At 42.3% G+C, this 22,214-nt stretch carries 20 protein-coding genes, 1 pseudogene and 1 riboswitch; of the genes and pseudogenes, 6 read left to right on the top strand and 15 right to left on the bottom strand.

Going from position 1 to position 22,214, the window contains the following annotated elements; all coding sequences use genetic code 11:
* Positions 1 to 24: 24 nt before the first annotated feature.
* Positions 25 to 1,122: an AbrB family transcriptional regulator gene (locus ABE28_RS02670; protein ID WP_064464153.1), complete on the bottom strand. Its 1,098-nt coding sequence runs from the start codon at positions 1,120 to 1,122 to the stop codon at positions 25 to 27.
* Between the two features lie 275 nt (positions 1,123 to 1,397).
* Between ABE28_RS02670 and mreBH the strand changes: the two genes are divergently transcribed.
* The 4 genes from mreBH to ABE28_RS02650 all read left to right on the top strand — a co-directional run bounded on the left by mreBH (position 1,398) and on the right by ABE28_RS02650 (position 4,974).
* The gene (gene mreBH, locus ABE28_RS02665; protein WP_064464155.1) at positions 1,398 to 2,405 is read left to right on the top strand and encodes a rod-share determining protein MreBH; all 1,008 of its coding nucleotides are present in this window, start codon (positions 1,398 to 1,400) and stop codon (positions 2,403 to 2,405) included.
* Between the two features lie 223 nt (positions 2,406 to 2,628).
* Positions 2,629 to 3,192: a tyrosine-type recombinase/integrase gene (locus ABE28_RS02660; RefSeq protein WP_064464157.1), complete on the top strand. Its 564-nt coding sequence runs from the start codon at positions 2,629 to 2,631 to the stop codon at positions 3,190 to 3,192.
* Between the two features lie 51 nt (positions 3,193 to 3,243).
* Entirely contained in the window at positions 3,244 to 3,741 is a 498-nt protein-coding gene (locus tag ABE28_RS02655) for a cation:proton antiporter regulatory subunit (protein WP_064464159.1), read from the top strand.
* Positions 3,742 to 3,747: 6 nt separating this feature from the next.
* Entirely contained in the window at positions 3,748 to 4,974 is a 1,227-nt protein-coding gene (locus ABE28_RS02650; protein WP_064464161.1) for a cation:proton antiporter, read from the top strand.
* 452 nt (positions 4,975 to 5,426) lie between these two features.
* On the opposite strand, the gene ABE28_RS02645 is transcribed toward ABE28_RS02650, so the two are convergent.
* The 8 genes from ABE28_RS02645 to ABE28_RS02610 all read right to left on the bottom strand — a co-directional run bounded on the left by ABE28_RS02645 (position 5,427) and on the right by ABE28_RS02610 (position 13,832).
* Positions 5,427 to 5,624, bottom strand: coding sequence for a gamma-type small acid-soluble spore protein (locus tag ABE28_RS02645; protein WP_064464164.1), 198 nt, complete (start codon positions 5,622 to 5,624; stop codon positions 5,427 to 5,429).
* 112 nt (positions 5,625 to 5,736) lie between these two features.
* The gene (locus tag ABE28_RS02640) at positions 5,737 to 6,843 is read right to left on the bottom strand and encodes a glycosyltransferase family 2 protein (protein ID WP_064464166.1); all 1,107 of its coding nucleotides are present in this window, start codon (positions 6,841 to 6,843) and stop codon (positions 5,737 to 5,739) included.
* Between the two features lie 39 nt (positions 6,844 to 6,882).
* Positions 6,883 to 8,409 carry a phytoene desaturase family protein gene (locus ABE28_RS02635; RefSeq protein ID WP_064464168.1) on the bottom strand — a complete coding sequence of 509 codons (1,527 nt, stop codon included), beginning with the start codon at positions 8,407 to 8,409 and terminating at the stop codon, positions 6,883 to 6,885.
* Between the two features lie 33 nt (positions 8,410 to 8,442).
* Complete coding sequence (locus ABE28_RS02630) at positions 8,443 to 8,928, bottom strand: glycosyl-4,4'-diaponeurosporenoate acyltransferase CrtO family protein (RefSeq protein WP_083231919.1); 486 nt, start codon at positions 8,926 to 8,928, stop codon at positions 8,443 to 8,445.
* A 57-nt stretch (positions 8,929 to 8,985) separates the two neighbouring features.
* Complete coding sequence (locus ABE28_RS02625; protein ID WP_064464170.1) at positions 8,986 to 10,383, bottom strand: aldehyde dehydrogenase family protein; 1,398 nt, start codon at positions 10,381 to 10,383, stop codon at positions 8,986 to 8,988.
* The gene (locus ABE28_RS02620; protein WP_064464172.1) at positions 10,376 to 11,884 is read right to left on the bottom strand and encodes a phytoene desaturase family protein; all 1,509 of its coding nucleotides are present in this window, start codon (positions 11,882 to 11,884) and stop codon (positions 10,376 to 10,378) included. Before ABE28_RS02620 ends, ABE28_RS02625 begins: the two co-directional genes overlap by 8 nt.
* Positions 11,862 to 12,842, bottom strand: a complete 981-nt coding sequence (locus tag ABE28_RS02615) for a phytoene/squalene synthase family protein (protein ID WP_257390686.1) — start codon at positions 12,840 to 12,842, stop codon at positions 11,862 to 11,864. The genes ABE28_RS02620 and ABE28_RS02615 overlap by 23 nt, the downstream gene beginning before the upstream one ends.
* A 102-nt stretch (positions 12,843 to 12,944) precedes the next feature.
* Positions 12,945 to 13,832, bottom strand: coding sequence for an alpha/beta hydrolase (locus ABE28_RS02610; RefSeq protein WP_064464174.1), 888 nt, complete (start codon positions 13,830 to 13,832; stop codon positions 12,945 to 12,947).
* Positions 13,833 to 14,524: 692 nt separating this feature from the next.
* Here ABE28_RS02610 and ABE28_RS02600 point away from each other — a divergent pair.
* A complete protein-coding gene (locus ABE28_RS02600; protein ID WP_064464178.1) occupies positions 14,525 to 15,388 on the top strand; it encodes a YihY/virulence factor BrkB family protein in 864 nt (287 codons plus the stop codon).
* A gap of 68 nt (positions 15,389 to 15,456) precedes the next feature.
* On the opposite strand, the gene ABE28_RS02595 is transcribed toward ABE28_RS02600, so the two are convergent.
* The 4 genes and pseudogenes from ABE28_RS02595 to ribE form a co-directional block, all read right to left on the bottom strand.
* Positions 15,457 to 16,623, bottom strand: a complete 1,167-nt coding sequence (locus ABE28_RS02595; RefSeq protein WP_064464180.1) for a DHH family phosphoesterase — start codon at positions 16,621 to 16,623, stop codon at positions 15,457 to 15,459.
* Positions 16,624 to 17,181: 558 nt separating this feature from the next.
* Positions 17,182 to 17,652, bottom strand: coding sequence for a 6,7-dimethyl-8-ribityllumazine synthase (ribH, locus tag ABE28_RS02590; protein ID WP_064464182.1), 471 nt, complete (start codon positions 17,650 to 17,652; stop codon positions 17,182 to 17,184).
* A gap of 64 nt (positions 17,653 to 17,716) precedes the next feature.
* Positions 17,717 to 18,355 (bottom strand): annotated as a pseudogene (ribB, locus tag ABE28_RS02585) (3,4-dihydroxy-2-butanone-4-phosphate synthase); the annotation flags it as partial.
* Positions 18,356 to 18,374: 19 nt separating this feature from the next.
* Positions 18,375 to 19,013, bottom strand: a complete 639-nt coding sequence (gene ribE, locus ABE28_RS02580; RefSeq protein ID WP_064464184.1) for a riboflavin synthase — start codon at positions 19,011 to 19,013, stop codon at positions 18,375 to 18,377.
* Between the two features lie 144 nt (positions 19,014 to 19,157).
* A riboswitch (FMN riboswitch) is annotated at positions 19,158 to 19,288 on the bottom strand.
* Between the two features lie 194 nt (positions 19,289 to 19,482).
* Between ribE and ABE28_RS02575 the strand changes: the two genes are divergently transcribed.
* Complete coding sequence (locus tag ABE28_RS02575; protein ID WP_064464186.1) at positions 19,483 to 20,214, top strand: TspO/MBR family protein; 732 nt, start codon at positions 19,483 to 19,485, stop codon at positions 20,212 to 20,214.
* 15 nt (positions 20,215 to 20,229) lie between these two features.
* Here ABE28_RS02575 and megL read toward each other — a convergent pair whose 3' ends face one another.
* Positions 20,230 to 21,405, bottom strand: coding sequence for a methionine gamma-lyase (gene megL, locus ABE28_RS02570; protein WP_064464188.1), 1,176 nt, complete (start codon positions 21,403 to 21,405; stop codon positions 20,230 to 20,232).
* A gap of 166 nt (positions 21,406 to 21,571) precedes the next feature.
* Positions 21,572 to 22,201: a YczE/YyaS/YitT family protein gene (locus ABE28_RS02565; protein ID WP_064464223.1), complete on the bottom strand. Its 630-nt coding sequence runs from the start codon at positions 22,199 to 22,201 to the stop codon at positions 21,572 to 21,574.
* Positions 22,202 to 22,214 lie beyond the last annotated feature (13 nt).

The following is a 22,214-nucleotide window of genomic DNA, read 5'->3' as shown; positions in this document are numbered from 1 at the left end:
AGATCGAAACAAAGGCAAAGCTAGTCAGCTTTGCCCCTGTTCCTGTTTCCTTTCATTTCTTCCATCCAGCCATTTAATGGCGGGCGAAAGAAGAAATAATATGAATAATATCCTGAATAAATGAAAGCTTGTGACAACGGATAAATCGACATGCACGGACATCGCAGTGACCGCCATTTCCGCCACACCGCCAGGGGCCATGCTCAGAAACAATTCATTCGGGTGCAAAGATAGCTGCGGAGCCAACTGAATCGATAAAAAATAGCAAAAACCGATCAATAGCATATTACTTAAGAATACCGCTCCGAACATTTTTCTGAAAAGTCGTGGGTTATCCACCTTCAATGTGTAGCCTAAATGGGTTCCAATCAATAATTGTGACATGCTCAGCCAAAAGTCAGGTATTTCCGGGGCACCCGGTCCGACTAAATTGAATATGGCCGCAGCCATTAAGGGACCCAGTAAAAAAGGCAGTGGAAAATTCAGTCTCTTTGTGATGAAGATGAATGATAGCAAAGTCAACAACATCAAGATGGCCATTTTTCCGTCATAAGCAAATAAAAAAAACGGTCTTTCAACCATGGCCGCATCCCCGCCTGATTCAACTGACATCACATGGGTCACCAGCCAAGGTACGGTGGAAATGACGAGAATGATCCGAAGTGTTTGCATGAAACCTACGACCGTTTGATCACTATTCTTCATTTCCTCACTTAAAACCACCATTTGGGAAAGACCGCCGGGAAAACTGCCAAGCATGGAAGTGCTTAGAGATAAATTCATTCTTTTCCCGACAACCCATCCGGTCAACATTGAAAATAAAATGATGGCGATTGTTGTAAAAAGCATGACAGGCAAATACTCACCCATCTCGTTTAAAGATTGTTTCGTGAATGAACTCCCCAATTGCAGGCCAAGAATGACCAGCCCACAGCTTCTGAAGGGCTTAGACCAGATCATGTAATTCCCTAGCTTCACTTTGGCGATCATGACTGCAAATAAAGGCCCAAGCATCCACGGCAAGTATACGCCAAGCCATTCAAACGTATAACCACCAAGGAAAGCCAGGATAGATGTAAATATGACTTTAACACTCTTACTTTTCATTAAATATGTTCGCACAATATTACCTTCTTTATCAAATATTCATTTTTATATCTTAACATACAGTGGGCCGTTCCAAAGGTTCAGCCGCGCTTGCTTAGGACAAGGTTAGGGCATTCCGGTTTTGTTCGCAGTATGAAGGGTTTACAACAGCAGCTTATGATCATTTTGCTCATCGAAAAAAAGGGCCTATTTCCCCCTTCGGCGATTTACTAGAATTACCACCCCCACAAACATCCTATAGAAGGTAGAATGAGTATATAGGGGTCAAACTCTTATGGAGGGGTGACTAAATGTTATCAAATACAGAAATAGGCATTGACTTAGGAACTGCAAATACGCTAGTTTACAGTAAAAATAAAGGAATCGTATTTAATGAGCCATCAGTGGTGGCCATTGATATAGAGTCTAATAAAGTATTGGCAGTCGGTGTGGATGCAAAAAACATGATTGGGAAAACACCTGGAAATATCGTGGCAATTCGTCCGCTGAAGGACGGTGTCATTGCAGATTTTGATGTAACCGCACAAATGCTTCGTGAAATCATGAAAAAAGCAAGTAAGGCACTGGGATTATCTCTTCGGAAACCTAGTGTAGTGGTATGTACGCCATCAGGCTCAACGTCTGTCGAAAGAAGGGCGATTCAGGATGCAGTCAAAAGCTGCGGAGCCAAACAGGTCCATCTCATCGAGGAACCGGTGGCGGCAGCAATTGGCTCAGGGCTTCCTGTCGAAGAGCCTGTTGCCAATGTCATCGTCGATATTGGCGGCGGTACGACTGAGGTTGCAATCATATCATACGGCGGAGTAGTATCATGCAATTCAATCAGAATTGGCGGCGATCAATTGGATGAAGATATTAGCCAATATGTCAGGAAAAAACATAATGTGCTGATTGGTGAAAGAACAGCCGAGGCAATAAAAAAAGAAATAGGCTATGCACTTGTTCAACATTCCGTGATAACCATGGAAGTAAGGGGCCGCGATCTCGTAACGGGGCTCCCGAAGCCAATTACAATATCATCCACTGACGTTCAGGAAGCCATCCAGGAATCACTTCTTCACATTTTGGAATCGATCAGGGCAACTTTGGAAGACTGTCCACCTGAATTAAGCGGGGATATCGTCGATCAAGGTGTCATCTTGTCAGGTGGGGGTGCCCTTCTCAACGGGATACAAGAATGGCTGACGAATGAAATTGTCGTCCCTGTCCGACTTGCAGATAATCCGCTTGAATCAGTTGCCATCGGAACCGGACTTTCACTTGAGGTCATTCACAAATTACAAAAAGCGGTATATTAAAAAGGAGCCCCCACTCGGGGCTCCTTTTTTTATCCTTTTAGCGATGTTTTCAAAAGAAACGGATATATTTTCACTTGATTGTGCAGAGAATAAGAAACAGCGTTTGTCAGTCCACGTTACAATGCTTTATGAGAAGGATTCCTCTTACAGGACTTATCGCATGCAATGTTACATAATTTATGATATAATATAATTATGTTACATTGGCAAGAGGAGAAGATGTATGGAATATGTAGAAGCCTTTAAGGACATCAATCAAATCAGCAAAATAAAGACTTATTTACGAGCTCACTCCAGTCGGGATTATTTATTGTTCGTGCTTGGCATCAACACAGGCATGAAAATAAATGAGATGCTGGAAATTACAATCGCCGACGTTCTTGATGAAACGGGCAAAATCAAGGAGTTTTATGAACAACGGATGGAAAATGACGAGGTCACTCAAATTTTCTTAAACCTAAAGGTTCGTACCGCTTTACAAGAGCATCTTAAAGGCTCCAAAGTTATCGAGGGTCAATTTTTATTTCTTTCCCCAAAGACAAAAAAGCCAATCACACGTCAGCAGGCGCACCGAATTATCCATGATGCTTTGGAGGGTGCAGGACTGATAGGTAAATTCGGGGCAAGTTCGATGCGTAAAACTTTCGGCTATCATGCCTATAAACAAGGTGTATCATTAGCTTTGATCCAAAAGCATTATCATCATTCAAGCCCATCGGAGACACTGAAATACATCGGCATATCCAAGGAGAAGAAATTCAAGACGATTATTGATGTAAACTTATGAACATTTCTATCTTCTGTTAACTCTAACCAACAAATTTAAGGAGGAATTCCAGTGAAAATTAGAGAAAGTGAACTTCCTGGTATTGGCCAAAAGTTCGAAATCATAACCAGAAATGATGAAAAGCTAGTAGTCGTCATTCACGATGACGGCCGGCGGGAATTATACCATTTTGATCAAGAGCACGAGGATGTCATTTCAAGCATTACCATTAACGATCAGGAATCAAGGCAATTGGCTTCCATCATTGGCGGCATGGTTTATAAACCACAAGCCCTTGAAACGATTGAAATGTCCCTGGGTGACCTGGTGATTGAATGGTTCAAGGTGGAACCGGGCTCAAAAGCCATCAATCAAACGATTGGTTCGATTGATATCCGGAGCAATTATAACGTTACCGTCATCGCCCATTCGAAAAAGGGTAAAAAACAACTGAATAATCCCGGTCCTGACTCCATCATCGAAACAGGCGATACACTGGTGATATCTGGTGAAAGAAAAGATATCCGTAACCTGACAAGAGAATTATTGACCGACGAAAGGAGTGACTAAGCTCATATGGACCATTTAGTCTTCGAAGTGGGAACTGCCCTGCTTCTAGTAGCATTTGCTGCTCTCATTGCAGGTAAATTCAAAGTATCCAATGTCCCAATTCTCATTATCATAGGGATGCTCGTTGGCCCTCATGCCCCGCACTTCGGGCTGATCGATCTACGATTCATTGAAAGCGATGAAATCATAGCGTTCCTCGGAAGAGTCGGTATTTTATTTCTCCTGTTTTATTTAGGGCTTGAATTTTCCGTTAAAAAGCTAATGAAATCAGGGAAAAATATCGTGACTGGCGGAACCTATTACATCTTAATCAACGTAGGTATGGCCCTCATCTACGGATTCCTCCTAGGACTCCCATTAAAAGAAGTCCTGATACTAACAGGGATTATCAGCTTTTCATCAAGTGCCATTGTGGCCAAGGTACTGGTGGACCTGAAAAGGACCGGTAATAATGAAACGGAGCTAATCCTTGGTATTATCATGTTTGAAGATATCTTCCTCGCTGTTTATTTATCAGTCGTATCCGGATTGGTATTAAGCTCTTCTGGTTCCGTATGGGGAACACTACTTTCTACTTTCATCGCGATCGGGTATATGCTGATATTCTTCGTGATAGCCCGAAAGGCTTCTGGGGTACTGAATAAATTATTCAATATATCCTCAGATGAAATATTCATCATTGTCGTGTTCGCTTTACTATTCTTCATTGCAGGTTTCTCGGAAACGATTCATGTTGCAGAAGCCATTGGTGCATTATTGCTCGGTTTAGTCTTTTCTGAAACGGACCATAGCGATAGGATCGAAAAGCTTGTCATCCCCTTCCGAGACTTCTTTGGGGCCATATTCTTCTTCAGCTTTGGCTTAAGTATCGATCCGACTTCCCTTGGCGGAGCCATTTGGATGGTTCTTGGGGCCGTCATCATCACTATAATCGGCAACTTTGCCGCTGGTATGATAGCTGGACGCAAATCGGGCCTATCTCACAGGGCTTCCGCCAATATCGGTTTAACGATCGTTTCACGTGGTGAATTCTCCATCATTTTAGCGAATCTAGGCATTGCCGGCGGTTTAATGCCTATACTCACCCCGTTTGCAGCATTATATGTGTTGACCTTAGCGATTCTTGGGCCTATCATGACCAAGGAATCCAAACACATCTATAATATCCTTAATAAAGTCTTCAAATGGACCCCTCCGAAGATTGAAAGGGAACAAGAAAAAGAAGTGCACTAATAAAAAAACCAGACAACGCTGTCTGGCTCAGCATGAAAACAAAAAGGTTCGGAATCGTCTCATTCCGAACCTTTTTGTTATAGATCTGGGTGGAGAAGTGGGTGAGCATAGACCTTCATACACTTACATAATCCCAACTTGTTTATTGATCATACTAAAGTTTATTTCTTGAGGTTATCAAAATGTCTATCCTTTAAATTTTAAGCCTTAAAGGCTCAATCTTTAGCAGCTAGAACATTTTTAGTTAAACAGCTGTTTTCTATTTCAAAAATTAAATGACCAGACGCACACGGACCTGATATAACTGATCACACTCAGTATCATCAAATTTATAAAAATTAAAATGAACTAGCTAATGAGTGGCCCGAAAATTATAAATTTCCTTTGGCTACTGATAACATTGCTCGGATACTCGATTTTGTTTCTTAACCTGCATTAAAGTGTTTAATACATTATCTGCTTTCTGATTGTTGATTTTGCTTTTTTACTTCCTGGACATTTGTTTCACTTGCAAACTCCGTTTCGAATTTTCCTTTAGTCGATTGTTTGTTTTGACGTATCACTTCCATGGCATTTGTTTCACTTGCAAACTCAGTTTCAGATTGAGTAGCATTTTGTCTAAATTCACCAGATTGATTTTTCTTTTCCATTTGAATTCACCTCCACGATAGTAACTTAACCAACAACGTGAGGGAGTATCCGAAACTTCCTTAACGAGTGGATTATTCGTTCAACAAGATCTTGACCTTGTTGATTGGATTTCTAGACATTTATTTTACGTCCTTTCCATTTTACAGAACGTAAAACATTCACACGGAAGAAGGAATATACATATACTCCTGTGAAAAATAAAAACAATAGTGGATAAAGAGGGAATACCGCCCTTCTGAAATTTCCGACCCTACGGGCAAACCATGCCGTTTGAAGCGTATAGAGGATATACAATACTCCACTGAATATAATAACGGGAGTGTTTAATTCAATAATTGACGAGATCAACGCTCCCGTAGTGATAAAACTGCCGGCGACCCAGAATATAACCATCAACATAATGACTGGATGAGTAGACTTGGAACCGACGGCAAAACTTTTGCACCAGCCTTCTATAAGGCTGCCCAAGCCTTCCGGGTACATGCGTAAAGAGATGATCCCTTTACCACCCAAGCAATGAACCGGGAGATTATGGTCAAGAAATGCCTGGCCCAGTGCCAGATCATCCATGATTTCCCCTTCGATCTTTTTATGCCCTCCTGACAAAAGATAATCGTCTCTATTGCATAAAATGCACGGACCGAACGAGCCAGCGGTTTTGAACCGTGATCCCCAAATGGTAAATACATTCATGCCCACAATGACAATAATGTTAAATATTACAGAGAGGTGTTCATATAAGCGATTAACTGTATGATATGGCTGTAAGGATAAAATGCCCCTAGCTCCTTTTCCCTGGTAGAAATGCAGCAGATTTTTTAAACCATCCTGATTGATGAACGAAGTATCCGCATCCAAAAACAATAACCAACTCCCTTTTGCATGCTTCGCACCACGCCAGCATGCCGATGACTTCCCTGACCCTTCATTTTGGAGAACCTTTGAACCGTAGCTTTCCGCAATAGCCACAGTATTGTCAGTTGAATGGTCATCAACGACCAATATTTCAAATTGCTTGAATCGTTGTTCCTGCAAGGATTGCAATAACGGTGAGAGCCTGCCTCCTTCATTTCTGGCAGGAATGATGATTGACAGAAACGGAAGACCGGTACTCTTACCGGAGGAGAAAACTGGAACTGGCAAAGACCAAAATATGATAATGCCAATCATAACTGCCAGTAAACCAATAGCGAGATTAATCAATTCTAAAGCTGTCATATAAAACGCCTCCTTTAACTATGAGTCAACACAAAGACTTCATCTTCCTGAATAATCAAACATTTCACCTGTATCGTCTTGTATCAGTTCCTGTGCAGTGATCCTCGCGGATAATAGGACGATAGGGACACCCGCTCCAGGATGTGTGCTGCTTCCGGTAAAATACAAATTTTCACAATGTGTTGCTTTGCTTTGCGGACGGAAGTGGCTGCTTTGGGCCAGGGTTGGTTGCAAACCAAAAGTGGCGCCATTGTATGCATTGAACTTCGACTCAAAATCCACTGGTGTTGTATACGTTTCGGTCACAATCTCATTTTCAATGTTTTCAAAACCACGAATTTTTTTTAATTCATCTAAAATGTAGCTGCGATAATAAGAAATGGTTTCCTCATCCCATTGATAATTGGCTGTTGCTACATTCGAGACGGGCATCAGGATATACAATCCATCTTTTCCCTCGGGCGCAAGGGAAGGATCCATTTTAGAAGCTATGTATACATAAAAGGAGGCATTCGTCAGTTTCTTCCCGTCAAAAATATCTTCCAGATTCTGATTTAGTTTTTCATTGAATATAAAATTATGTACATGGTCAATTTCTTCATATTTTCGATTCATACCGAGATATAAAAGAAAACATGAACAGGTGTATTTCATGCTGTCAATCTTCCTATCCGTATATTTCCCTTTGGCGGCCTTGTCTTTTATCAAGTGTTTCATGGCATATGGGAAGTCTGCATTACAAACGACAAAATCCGCGGTGATTTTTCTGCCATCCACGATTATCCCCGTCGCCTTGCGATTATGAATGCATATTTCCTGCACATCTTTGCTATAGTGAACGGTTCCTCCAAGTTCCATGAAGAGCCTCTCCATAGCAAGTGCCATCGTATACATACCGCCTTTGATGAACCATACTCCATATAAAAATTGGATCATGGGAATCATGCTGTAAAAAGATGGACTTTCAATTGGGGAAATGCCTATGTATAACGTTTGAAAACTGATTAACTGCTTCAGCCGTTCATTCTTGATATATTTTCCTATAAAAGAATCTGCAGTGCCGTATACTTTTAGCTTCAAAGCTTTCTTCAACATGGGAAGGTTATAAAAATCAGCTTTTTTGCGGAACGGCCTTTGAAGAATGTGATGCTTTGCAACGACAAAGCTTTTGTAAATATCATGCAGGTATAGAAAAAAACCTTCCGCATCCTCTTCGCTGATCGATTCAATCATCTTTGTCAATTCGGTAAGGTCTGAGGAGATATCAAAAGGAGTGTCGGGAATATCACTGAAGTAAGCCCGATAAATCGGGTTCAATTTTTTCATAGGAATATAATCATCGGGGTTACGTCCGCATAGTTCGAAGATCTCCCGATATAATTCCGGCATCATGACGATGCTCGGCCCCAAATCAAATGTATAGCCATCCAGTTCAATTCGATTCATTTTGCCACCGGGAGTTGATCCTTTTTCATATATCTCCACCTGGTACCCCGCTTGCTGCAGTCTAATTGCACTGGCAAGCCCTGCAACACCTGCCCCCACGACAATAACCTTCTTACTCATGTACATTCCCTCATTTCCTTACAGTATGCCGCTTCATTTCTTAACAAATTTTGAAGTAATGGCAGTAATACGCCCGCGATTGTAGCGCTGAACAACGATAATGGGAAGGTTGAATACAAGGGCATACAAGATCATCACCCAGCCCGCCCATACTGGATTCCACAAGAAGAACAACGGAGCAGGCAAAATGGAGAGCCAATGTGTGAATTCCGCACGTTTTGTTTCCGCAGCAAATATCGTCAAGTCCCTCAACCCGATGCCATGTAAGCCCTTTTTACTGTAACCCTTTTTAAGAAAAATCGTGCCATCTATAATATAGCCTTTCCATCTTTTTACCCGGAATAAACGCTGCCACAATTCTCCGGATTTTTCCCAAGAGAAAATCTGAAACCAAAAGTGATCTCTCAGAAACCATACTAAAGGCAGTTTCAAACAAATCGCAGAAATGGACAAATGAAAAAATGTCCATGCTAAAATGTCAATGATAATGATCCAATGGTTAGGAAATGAAACAATCATGTTAATTCCCCTCATTTTCTATGCTTCACAGGTAACATCGTGTGCTATGATTCCTAATTACAACAGCCACTTTCTTAACTTCTTCAATAACTTCATATTTCTATCGGAATAAGGCGGGAATTTACCTTGAACATGGATGTAATGATATGCTTTGTAATCTGTTTTATCATAACTGAAGGCTAGAAAACCAGTCTTTCCATGATATGCACCGTATCCACTTCTTCCAATCCCTCCAAATGCGACATGGGGATTCGCAGCATGATGTATCACTTGATTGACGCTAATGGTTGGTGACTTCATGTGTTCCGTGAACTGCAGGATTTGTTTATTGTCTTTACTGAATATATATCCTGTTAGTGCATCACGTTGTATCATATCACTCGATAATAATGTTCTTATGTCTGTATATGGAATGACAGGGAGTACAGGGCCAAATATCTCTTCCTGAAAGATGGAACTCCCCGGTTTCAAATTAGTAACCACCGTTGGTTCAATGAACCGATCGTTCCTATCATACTGCCCGCCATGCCAGACATCCCCTTTCCCGATTAAATCAACCACCTTCTGAAAATGTGCATCGTTACAAATCCTACCATAATCAGCGCTTTCCTGGGGTCGATCTCCGTAGAAAGCCGAAAGCGAAGCCGATATTTCAGAAAGTGTTTTTTCGTAAATGGACTGATGGACAAAAAGTGTGTCCGGCGCAATACAGGTTTGTCCTGCATTAAGAAACTTCCCCCAAATGATTTGCTGGATTGAAGCCTTTGAAAAGCCTGTTTCATCCATGATACAGGGGTTTTTGCCGCCGAGTTCCAGTATCACCGGAGTGAGTTGGCTGCCCGCCTGCCGCGCTACCGCTTTTCCTGTCTGCTGACTGCCTGTGAAAAAAATCAGGTCAAAAGGTGATGAAGTCAATAGGCTGGCGGTCTGAGCATCTCCTGTAACAACTGTTAATTGTTCGGGAGGAAATACGTGATTAATGACCTCTCTAAGCAGTTCACCAGTTGCCGGTGCATGTTCGGATGGTTTGATCACACATCGGTTTCCGCTGGCTATCGCTCCGATGGCAGGCATCAATGCAAGCTGGAGCGGATAATTCCACGAACTAATGATGAGTATACTCCCGTATGGATGCCTCATTCTTTTGATTGATTCCACATATCCAAATTTTAGATATCTGGACCGAACAGGCCTGCTCCATTTTGCTAAATGCTTGCATACATAATCGATTTCATTTAATAAAACTGTAATTTCAGAAGAAATGGTTTCGAATGGCGGTCTTCCCAAATCTGAATAAAGGGCTTGAATGAATGCCGTTTCATGCTCCAAAAGAATGGTCTTCAGCTTCAATAGCTTTTTTTTACGCGTTTCAACTGAAAGGTCGGCACTGGAAAATAGATCCTCTCTCTGCCTTTCCGGTAATGTTTTAAGAAAATGACCGTCATTGTCAGGCATTGGATACATCCCTCTGAACAATTTTCTCGCTTACAAGCTGACCACTTAAGGTAACCATTGGCATTCCGCCGCCGGGGTTTACCGTTCCGCCGACAAAATATAGATTATCGTAGAGTTCGCTCTGTTTCGGATGCTTAAATCCTTTATTCTTCTTGCGGTCTGACACCGTTCCATAAATCGCACCGCGGTCGGAGCCATACATCCTTCTGATATCTTCCGGCGTCCATACATCCTTTGTGACTATATTATCCCGTAAGTCATGCAGCCCCATTTTTTCCAACTTGATCAAGACCCGCTCAGAGAATTGTTCATAATCCTGCTGTGTATAAGGTTGTTGATCCCGAATATAGGGAATATGGGGCAGTACTTTTATATTTTCATATCCTGCAGGAGCTTGTGTCGGGTCCGTCTTATTGACATTGACCAAATAAATGACCGGGTCGTCCGGCAGCTCATGGCGATGGAAGATCGATTGCATTTGCTGCTTCATATTTTCTGCGAAAAAGAAATTATGATGGCGCAGCTGCGGATAGCTCTTTTTCACTCCCAAATGCATCACAAGTCCCGAACTGGCAGGCTCGAATTTCTTTTTCAGTTTTTTTACATAATGGCTATCTTCTTTAAGTAAACGTTCGTAAACCGGTATGACTTCCATATTGGAAACAAAATAATCTGCTGTTAGTTTTGTACCGTCTTCCAAAACGGCTGCGTTAACTTTGCCATTCTTTTTTTCCAGTTTTACGATTTGCCTTCCCAAATGGAAGGTAACGCCCACTTCCTCAGCCAGCTTCACCAGGCCACTGGCAAGATTGTGCAAACCGCCGGGTACATACCATACACCCTGGTCATGCTGCATGTAGATCATCATATTCAACACGGCCGGTGCATCGTAAGGGGAAGAACCCACGTACTTGATAAAATAGGAGAGCATCACGCGGAGCTCCTCATTACTGATCCGTTTATTAATGGCTCCATGAACCGTTGAAAACAGATCAAAGTTCTTCAAAGCAGTGAACAAACCAGTATGTTTCATGATTTGTCTCGTCGTATCAACGCCTTGCTGAAAATAGACTTTATCCGTCATATCATAAAGTCTTTTCGAATAGTGAAGCAGATCTTGATATTCACGCATATCATTTTCACTCAGGGCTGGGTTCTTCTCTTGCATTTCGTTCAGATCTTCATATAAGTCAATGACATTTCCATTAGGGAAAAAGGAGCGCCATTGATGATCCAGCTTTTCAATCGGGACGTAATCCTTCATGGATTTTCCACTGGCGGTAAATAATCGTTCAAATATCTGGGGCATCGTCAGGATGGATGGCCCAAGATCAAAACCAAAGCCATCTTGATCCAGCCGGTTCAATTTTCCTCCAATGTGGTCGTTTTTCTCATATAAGGAGACATCGTATCCTGCTTGCGCAAGTGAAATGGCAGCTGACAGTCCACCGAGTCCGCCTCCGATGATGATTACGTTTTTATTTTTCAACTGTAAATGCATCTCCTTCCCTCAAACCAAAGGCGTTGTTGGCTGCAGCATTGATCTGAGCCATTTTTGCTTTTGTAACATAGTTTCGTTTAGTTAGACACTGATATCCATTGTTTCGCACAGCGTCAAGTATGCCTCTGTAAACGTGGGCCGACAGATAGACGGGTATGCGGCTATCTGGATCCAACAGCTCTATGTTGAACAAGAACTTGCTATATAATGACTCAGCTCGAGCAGCAAGCTTTTCCCATAGTTCGATGAAATTTTCATTGATCGTGCCGTTATGTAAATCATGATGTGAATAGTGGACATGGGTTAGTCCGTCTTCGGGTAGATAGATGCGGTTTTTCTCACGGTAATCTTCTCCGATATCACGCAGGATATTCGTTATTTGCATGGCAACGCCAAGACTTATCACTGATGAATGCAATTCCGCAGAAGATCCCGAAGCGATGACAGGAACAAGCATTAAACCAACAGACCCAGCTACATAGTAACTGTACCTTTCCAGTTCTTCCATTGTTTTCGGGGGTGTAAATGTCAAATCCATGGATTGCCCAGTCAGCTGGTCATAAAATGGGCCGATATCCATATCATACGTATTAAATACATGTCTGAGTGCGCGCCATAATGGTTTATCCAATTCCTCATGTTCATTGAACAAATCAAGTTCTTTCTTTAATTGTCTCAGCAACTGAACCTTTTTCTTGGATGACTGGCTTCCATCTGCACACTCATCTGCGGTCCTGCAAAAAGCATAGATGGCATAAACGGCTTTTGCTTTTTCACTAGGGAGCTGTGAAAATGCATAGTAAAAGATTTTGGAATGTTTCTTTATGATTCTTTCACAATGATCAAAATCTGCTTGCCTTTGCTCTTTATCCATATCCATCTCCTTCTGATCTATTATGCAGATCATTGAAATATAATAAAGTGCCGATTGGGTACGTATATTTTTATCTACTGCCACCAAGTCTGTATCCTTAAAACTTATTTTAAGTCCTGGTTCCCTCAAAAAAAAACTTGAATGTGCTGAAACATTATATAAGGAAGGAACAACGGAGGAAGTGTTTCAATTTTCAAAGGATTCCATCACTTCTTTGATTTTCCATGCGATCAGCTGCCAAGCCTCTTCAGCTCTTTCTTTTGGGCCTAGATGGGTAAAAGCATGAGAACAGTCCTTGAATAGCACATCTTGAACGTTTATCCCTGCTGCTTTTAATTTCTCAGCATAGCATTCGGCTTCTGGTCTAAATGCGTCGTACTCCGCTATGAGGATAAGAGCAGAAGCTAAGCGGTCACTGATCTCAGCACGAACAGGGGAAGCGTGAGGATGCCCTGCCAATTCCTTGTTGGGTACGTAACACATATTTATAAAATGGGCAACTTGAGGGTATCGGGAACGCCACTTATCTCGTTCTGGTTTATCTCCATGCGGGGTGACAAAATCCAGCATCGGACAGGATAGCACTTGGAGCAGCGGCTGATCGTCCCCTTTCTCTTCAAGGTAGAGACAAATAGCTGCTGCGATATTTGCACCTGAACTTTGTCCGCCAACCATGATTTTACCCGCATCTATATTCAAATCATCAGCTCTTCCCTTCACCCATTGAATAATGTCATAGCCCTGTTCAATCGGTTTGGGAAACGGGTACTCCGGTGCTTTGGCATAATCGACATTAAGAACGACACATTCTGCCTGATTGGCCAAGAAGCGGCAATAAGGGTCATCCATCTCCTTTTCATTCATTATGAACGCTCCGCCATGGAAGTTGATGTAAACAGGGAGCTTTTCCTGTATTGCTTCCAGAGGATAATATAAAGATAGATAAGTACGTTGAACAGATGTCTCTACTAGCACATTTTTTTTCATTTTTACTTGTTGCAGTGGAATCATAGGTGTTTTCTTTGCTTCATTGGGGAGGAGACGCAGTAATTTTGCAATAATTGTAGTGAACATAGAAGTAACCTCACTTTTTTAACAGTATAGCTTGAATGAAACGCATCTATACTCCCCCTTTCATGTCACCAACACATAATTTTTAAATTTGATAATGCTACTTAACTATCTATTCCACAAAAAGAGGCGTAACCCTGCTTTAAGATTACCCTGTTGATTCAGTTTTCATCTGTTCAACGCCTTTTCTTAACGCAATTCCAGCTCGTTTTCTTCCTTTTTTGTGCAGCTGTTCGTCTGTTTAGAGCGCCAAGATAGTTTTTGAGGTTAAAGCAGATTTTAAATATTCATTATCCTTTTTATCTTTGGTTGATTTCCTTTTCCTGCACTTTCGCTCTGTTCTGGTACGAGGGGGTGGCCCATGATCATATTCCGGCTTCATTCTCACATGAATTGGAATGAAGCGGAAGGCGCGAGAATCCTGCGGAAAAGCGGTTTAAAGGCGGCTCACCGGCCGCCTCTGGAAAGCCAAGTGTCGGCAGTACAACGGCACGGCCAGTCTACATCCAGCAAAACTGCGGGTAATCTGAATCCCTTTTTCCGTGCAATGGAAATTAAACGGATAAACCCTAACCATGCAAGATCATATACCGTTCCGAAAAAACATACAATTTCTTTTAATATAGGGATTAACTTTTCGCAACAAAGGGAAAAGAAGCAGATAAACTAAGTAACTAGTCAGGAGTGATTCCCAGATGGATAAATCGATAAGGTTTTCGAAAAAGCTTATCAAAGAAATAAAGGAAGATCGTGTCACAGGACTGGCAGCAGAACAAGCATATTATTACTTACTCGCACTATTTCCATTGCTCATATTACTGCTGTCCATATTGCCATACCTGAATATCGATATTCAAACGGCGTTGGATACGATCAAAACCTTTATGCCTGCAGAAACGATGGAAGTCATCGAGGAAAATATCATTAAAATATTGAGTGAACGGAATGGCGGTTTACTGACTTTTGGTTTCCTTGCCTCAATATGGTCCGCTTCAAATGGCATGAACGCGTTCATCCATTCCATGAATATCGCTTATGATGTCGAAGAAACAAGGAACTTCATTAAAGCCCGTTTCATTTCGATTGCTTTGACATTAGGCCTGGTTGTGGCATTCATCGTTATGCTGGGACTTCCAGTTTTCGGGAAAATCATCATTGATCTATTACAGCAAGTCATTCCCATCCCGGAAGAAATGCAGAACTTATTCAGCTTATTACGCTGGGTCATAGCGGTTGTGGTTATAGCACTCGTTCTTACCTTTTTATACCGCTTCGCCCCGAATAAGAGCTTTCCAATTAAACATGTCTTCCCTGGTGCATTGACCGCAACAGTACTTTGGCTAGCGATCTCCATAGGATTTTCTTTCTATGTCAGCAACTTTGCCAACTATTCCTCCACTTATGGAAGTTTGGGAGGGGTCATCATCTTGATGCTGTGGCTGTATTTAAGTGGACTGATTTTTGTCGTCGGAGGAGAGATCAATGCGATCCTTCATCAAAAAAACATACCAAACAAAAAGTCACGTACGCTTGTACACCCCGTCCCTCTTAAAAGGTGAACACTATTCTATATTCATAGGAGAATCATGCAAAAGCGGCTGTCCCATTCGGACAGCCGCTTTCTTATTCAACCTTTATTGACGAACTCTTCATACCTTTCGTCATGGGCCAGCCATGCCGCGTATTTCCGCTTCATGTATTTTTCCGCCTCCATAAAAGTATCGAACGCTTTTTTCAGTTGTTTTCCGTTGATCTCAACAATCCATTGCTCTTCCTCGTCTTCAAAGATGAATATGTCCTGTTTTTCCCTCGTCGAATAGAGACAGCCCTCTGGGGACTCTTTTACATTCAATTGATTTTTGTGAGCATCGCGTTTCAAGGGATCGGCAAAGAACGTTTTTTCGACGAATTGACTGAATGCCTTCTCGGACATGGTGCACCCGGCGGCTTTTTGATGTCCTCCCCCATCGTACTTTCCGGCAACCTCGGAAACATCTATGTCATCATGGATTGTCCGGAAGCTGATTCTTTTACTTCCGACCATCAGGATGGCGATATAATCCAAATGCGAGAATTCCTTCGATAGCTCATTGCCTAATTCCGAGTGATATGACTCGGCGTGGACCACTCCAGCAGTATGAGGGCCGACAGTAGCCTGATAAACTTCTCTCTTCTTCCTGTTTATGTATCGATCGACGCGACTCTCTTCCACTTTGAGAAGAGTTTGCTCCACTTCATCAAATGTAAAGCTTTCGGCCGTGGAAAGCTTTTGAGCGATTTTCATCTCAAACTCCTCAATTGGAATCATGAAAAATAAGTCATTTAACCGTTTTGCCGTTGCATTTTTATTAACTTCCCATTCCCATGTATCGTATTGACGAACCAATTCCACAAATTCCGCTACAATGCTTGAGGGCTCCAGCAGATTGTTTTCAATTGCATACTGATAAAACAATGAAGTCGCTGCCGTCTGTTTACCGTCTTCCTGCTCGACCGTCACGGATGCCCAGTCATGTTCGTTCAAATGCAGTGCGGACTTATGATGGTCTATCAGCAGCGCCTTGCCTCCATCTTCAACAAACTGCGAAATCATCTTTTCGTTATCTTCATCAACCGAAAGATCGGTAACAATCAATGTATCTTCAATTTTAGCCTGCTCCAGAAATGCTCCTACGTTCTGGTTAAGCCGGCCGATTGAATTATAACTAACCACTACTTCTTCTCCGAATGCCAGCTTAGCCACAATGCCGCAGCCGACTCCATCTAAATCATTATGTGTAAAGAGATGGTACACACAAACCCCTCCTAATAACTAATAAGTTTACTTTTCCCTAAAGATATGAATTTCAATTGCAATCTTTACAATTGTAGCATAATCATGTCCGCATATTTTAAAATGCTTTCATTACCTGTTGCTTTTGCGTATTTTTTTATAAACGACCGAAAAATTCTTTGTTTACCCAATCCAGATCTATTTTGCAGTAAAAACCCATTAATTAGAAATTGAATATTCCTCTAAGGTTTAAGTGACCTTACCTGACTTCCGCTCAACAGCAATTCAAATGATATAATGCTTTCGGACAGAATCAATATGGAAACAAATTCTTATGAGATAAGGAAGAAAACGTGACCATTTCTTCGTTTAAAAAGGATTACCGGGAATGCCTAGAAAATTGGATAGTGTGACTCTGTAAGTGATTATCGAAAACATGATAATCGCTACGGGATTGATCGTTTGTTTTGCTGTTCTAATACTTAAGAATTTGCCGCGAGCTTCGAAAATCAGAATATTATGGAAATGTTCATAGGAAAGCCGCAGGGATATCCTCCCTGCGGCTTTCCTGAATGATATTTATTGCTCTATCAGCTTCCCAAGGTTAGCCATTTCAATTGCACTAACAGCCGCTTCATAGCCTTTGTTGCCAGATTTAGTTCCGGCACGTTCGATGGCTTGCTCGATACTCTCGGTCGTCAATAAACCGAAGATAACCGGTACACCTGTATCCAAGGACACGGCCGCCATGCCTTTAGCTGCTTCATTGCATACATAATCATAATGTGAGGTAGCTCCCCTGATTACCGTTCCAAGACCGATTACTGCATCATATTTACCTGTGTTCACAAGTTTCTTCGCAATTAACGGAAGCTCAAAAGCACCAGGAACCCAAGCGATATCAACATCTTTTTCATCCACACCATGACGCTTGAGACCATCCAAGGCCCCGCCCAAAAGCTTGCTTGTGATAAATTCATTGAACCTGCCTACAACGATTCCCACTTTTAAACCTGATCCGATTAATTGTGCTTCAATGATATTCCCCATGTCCAATTCCTCCTAATTTATAAAACATTTCATTTTTTTGTTCATGCGTTAAACCTTACGAATTCGGAAGGTTCAGTTCAAGTTCATGTTTTCTGCTTGTTGCAGCTTTCTCAAGGTATCGAATCAATTCGGCGATCGTGATGAATTTCAAGTTGAATTTTTCGGCAATGACTTCTAAATCGGATACCCGTGCCATCGATCCATCTTCATTCATGATTTCACAGATGACCCCAGCCGGTTTGGCACCGCATAACTTGGCCAGATCGACAGAAGCCTCCGTGTGCCCTGCCCGGTTAAGTACGCCGCCTTCTTTGGCAACTATTGGAAAAGTATGACCAGGCCTTTGAAAATCTCCAGCAACCGAATCTTCTTTAAGAAGCTCTAAAATGGTCAAGGACCTTTCAAAAGCACTAATTCCTGTAGACGTGCTCTTATGGTCGACACTTACTGTAAAAGCCGTTCCATGATGGTCGGTATTATCTCCAACCATAGGATGCAAGTCAAGCTTGGCTGCCAGTTCTTCGGTTATGGTTGTACATATCAAACCTCGTCCATGAGTCGCCATGAAATTAATCGCTTCCGGTGTCGCCTTTTCAGCGAGTACTACAAAATCCCCTTCATTTTCACGGTCTTCATCATCCGATACAATTACTACCTTGCCAGACTTCAATTCTTCAATCGCTTCTTCTATTGTAGAGAACATCCCTTACACCGCCTTTATATTAGAATCCATGCTCTGCTAAAAACTCTAGATTTATTCCTGGTTTTGAGTCGCCTTTTTTCATTTGATGTATAATATATTTCCCAATCATGTCGTTTTCGATGTTAACAATATCCCCAGCCGCTTTCTGCCCCAAAATGGTGTCCTGATGCGTCAATGGAATCAAGGAGACCGTCAAAAGGTTTCTTTCAATCCCAAATATCGTCAAGCTCGTTCCATCGATGGCGACCGATCCTTTTGGAATGCAAAAGGCACTAAGCCCTTCCTCCAATTGGATGACATAGTAAACGGCATTTTCTTTTCGCTCTTTCTTAATGATTGTTCCGGTGCCGTCGATATGACCTGAAACGAAATGGCCGCCAAACCTGCCCTCTGCACTCATGGCACGCTCGAGGTTCACAAGTGATCCCACTTTTAATGTCCGGATCGTCGAAGCCTTGACCGTTTCTGGCATTACGTCGACAGCAAACAAACTTTTCGTGAAGGAGGTTACCGTCAAGCAGACACCGTTGACCGATATACTATCCCCCAGATGAACATCTTCAAGGATCTTCTCGGAACGAATCGTCAACTCCATACTGCTTTTTCCTTTTTTTAAGGAATGGACCGTACCAATATCCTCAATGATTCCCGTAAACATGTTTTTCCCCCTTTTATGGAATATAAAAAACCCCTTAGAATGACCTAAGGAGTTAGCAGGAGAAATGAGTGAAAAATGGTATACCTAAGAAACCTAATTTTATCATTTTTGAAAAATTAGGCGTACGTATACACTTGGGTTCCACACGTCCTTCTCCCATCCAGACTGTACTGTCGGCTTTGGAATCTCACCAAATCCTGCCTTTATCAGGCTCGCGGGCTTAGAATTTCTTCATCACCGCCGGTTGGGATTTTCACCCGACCCCGAAGGACTAATAATATGAATCTTTAAATATTTTATCACCTTAAAGTACGGATGTAAAATTTCTTACTATAAATGGTCCATTTGTTACAGAATCGCCCCCCTTACAAGAACTGATAAAAAACCTCCGATGTGCTCCAAAAAGGTTATTCAAGTAAAAATAGTGGAATAAGATATAAAAGTCACAATACGTTCAAGGAGGAGTCCCATGCTTATAGTCTTTTTTAACTTGATTTTTTACTTATTCGTCATCACCATGAATTTTTTAGCCAATTTCCTTCCATTCAACGGCCAAACATCTGGAGAGGTCTCCGATAAACTGGATGTTCTTTTCACCCCTGCCGGTTATGTATTTTCGATATGGGGCTTCATCTATCTTTTACTGGCCATTTGGGTTTTTAGGCAATTTACAGGCGAACATAGAAACAGCCCTGCCACCAAGGCATCATTTCCATGGTTCGCTTTAAGCTGTGTGCTGAATGGTGCGTGGCTACTGGCATGGCATTACGAGTACTTTTTGTTATCCGTTTTCATCATCGTTGCACTTTTGGCTACGCTATTGGTCATTTATACACATATTAAAAAGGTTGCGCATACTGGTTTCGACCTGTTCCCATTTTCCATTTACTCAGGCTGGGTAAGCGTTGCCACCATCGCTGACATTTCTTATTACCTCACTTATATAGAATGGGACGGTTTTGGGATTTCCAAAGTGGCCTGGACGATCACTATGCTGATTGTAGCAACAATCCTGGCTTTTGCCTTTGCAAGTAAAAACCGGGATTGGGGCTATCCGCTCGTGTTCGTTTGGGCGTTCATCGGCATCGGGGTTCGCAACGAGGCCAACTACCCAGTCATTACGACCATTTCTTATATCCTTGCCGCTGTCATCTTGATCATCGCCGTGATCATCTTCATCAGGTATCGGAGAAATAAATAAACAAGAATACGTTCCTTAAAAGGCTTGCAGGAGATCATCCCAGATGTCCTGCCAAGCTTCAAGGCCAACAGATAGACGGATGAGTTGATCGCTGATGCCCATTTGCCTGCGCGATTCTTCAGGTACGGCCGAGTGCGTCATGGTAGCAGGATGCTGGATCAATGTTTCGGCATCCCCTAGGCTGACGGCAATCTTGACTAATAGAAGCTTATTGAGAAATTCCTGGGCATCTTCTTTTGTACCATGCAATTCAAAAGAAATAAGCCCTCCGCCATGTTTCATCTGTTTTTCCATAATATAATGATCCTCATGCGTTTCATCCCCTGGATAGTATACCTTTTTTACCTTTGGATGCTTCTTAAGCTCGCAAAATATTTCCATTGCATTGCCCGAGTGCCGATCCATCCTCACTGGCAAAGTCTTTAACCCCCGCAGCAGTAACCAGGCATCGAATGGTGAGATGATCCCGCCTATATCTTTTTGTGTCGTTCCCGCTACGTGATCTATAAAACCTCTGCTGCCTACCACAAGCCCGGCAACGACGTCCCCATGGCCGCAAAGATATTTGGTAGCGCTGTGAAGAACGATATCACAGCCATATTCAAGGGGTCTCTGCAAGTAGGGGGTGCAAAAGGTATTATCGACTACGACCGTCACATTATATTCCTTCGCAACTCTCACCACCATCTGCAGGTCGATCATTTTCATCGTCGGATTTATCGGGGTTTCCACATAAATGCAGGTCGTTTGCGGCCGGATCATTTTCCTTACCTGCTCCTCTGTATCCATTTCACAAAAATCATGGGCGATGCGATATTTGTTTTTCATTAGCTGCAGAAGGCCGAAGGTGCAACCATATAATCCCTGTGAACAAAGGATGTGATCATCCGTTTTTGTCAAAGCAAAAAGCACAGCCGAAACTGCAGCCATCCCCGAACCGAAAGCAAGTCCTGCTTCCCCTCCCTCCAAAGCGGCGATCTTTTCTTCCAGCACTTGTACCGTCGGATTGCCCAGCCGAGAATATATATAGCCGTCCTCCAAGCCCGCAAACCGCCGTTCCCCTTGCTCCGCCGTTTCGAAAGTGAAAGTAGAAGTTTGGAATAAGGGTGTGGTCAAACTCCCTAAATGCTCCTTGGAGTCATATCCTTCATGAATGACTGCCGTTTCGAATCGTTTATGCCTATCTGCCATATTATCTCCCCCCACTCTATATCTATTTCTATCTTATGTCAGAAATAACTCTTGTGGAAGCGTTTTCAAGAAGTGTTTATCCTATTTCCCAAGGTCGGATATGGCCCCCTCCATCCCGCTAACGTCCGTTCAACCTTATTGATGCGCCAGAACGAAAAAAACCATCCTAGAGCGAATGGTTTTTTCCTTTATCATTTGTGGATGGGCTGAGAGTACTTAACCTATTGCGAATCAGCGGGGAAAAATAGTTCAGAATCGGCCCACCCAAACAAACGGTTAAAAGTGTTCCGATACCGATTGGCCCACTGAAAGCGAGTGCCATCCCCAAGAAGAAAAGATAAATTAAAGTTTTTGAGTATAGTATATTCATGCCAGTTAAATCCTGAATGATTAACATCGAACGGTCTACAGGAATCGGGGCAAAGTTTGCAAATAAATAGATAGCCGTTCCTAACCCGAGAACTGTTAATCCGACCAGTACACAAAAGAGTTTGGTGAGCAAATGCTCCGGCTGTATCAAGGGCTGCAATAAAAAAAGCCATAGATCAATCCCAATACCTGTTATAAAAGCTGTCATTAATCCTAACACTTCAGGCCTCTGCTTGTTTAATAAGGCATGAAAAACTATCATTATGGCCGCTATGATGACCTCCCAGCTTCCAACCGTTAGGCCGACTTGTGTGGTCAGTCCGACCAAAAGGGCATCAAATGGTGATGTTCCGATATCCGACTGAATCGTTAAGGAACAGCCTAGTGTCAAAATCATGATTCCCGTTACATAGTGGATGAATCTCATTTTACCCACGTTA

This window comes from Peribacillus muralis (assembly GCF_001645685.2).
Classification (GTDB): domain Bacteria; phylum Bacillota; class Bacilli; order Bacillales; family DSM-1321; genus Peribacillus; species Peribacillus muralis_A.
Note: the sequence above shows the minus strand (reverse complement) of the source record. Positions and strands in the feature narration are given on the sequence as shown.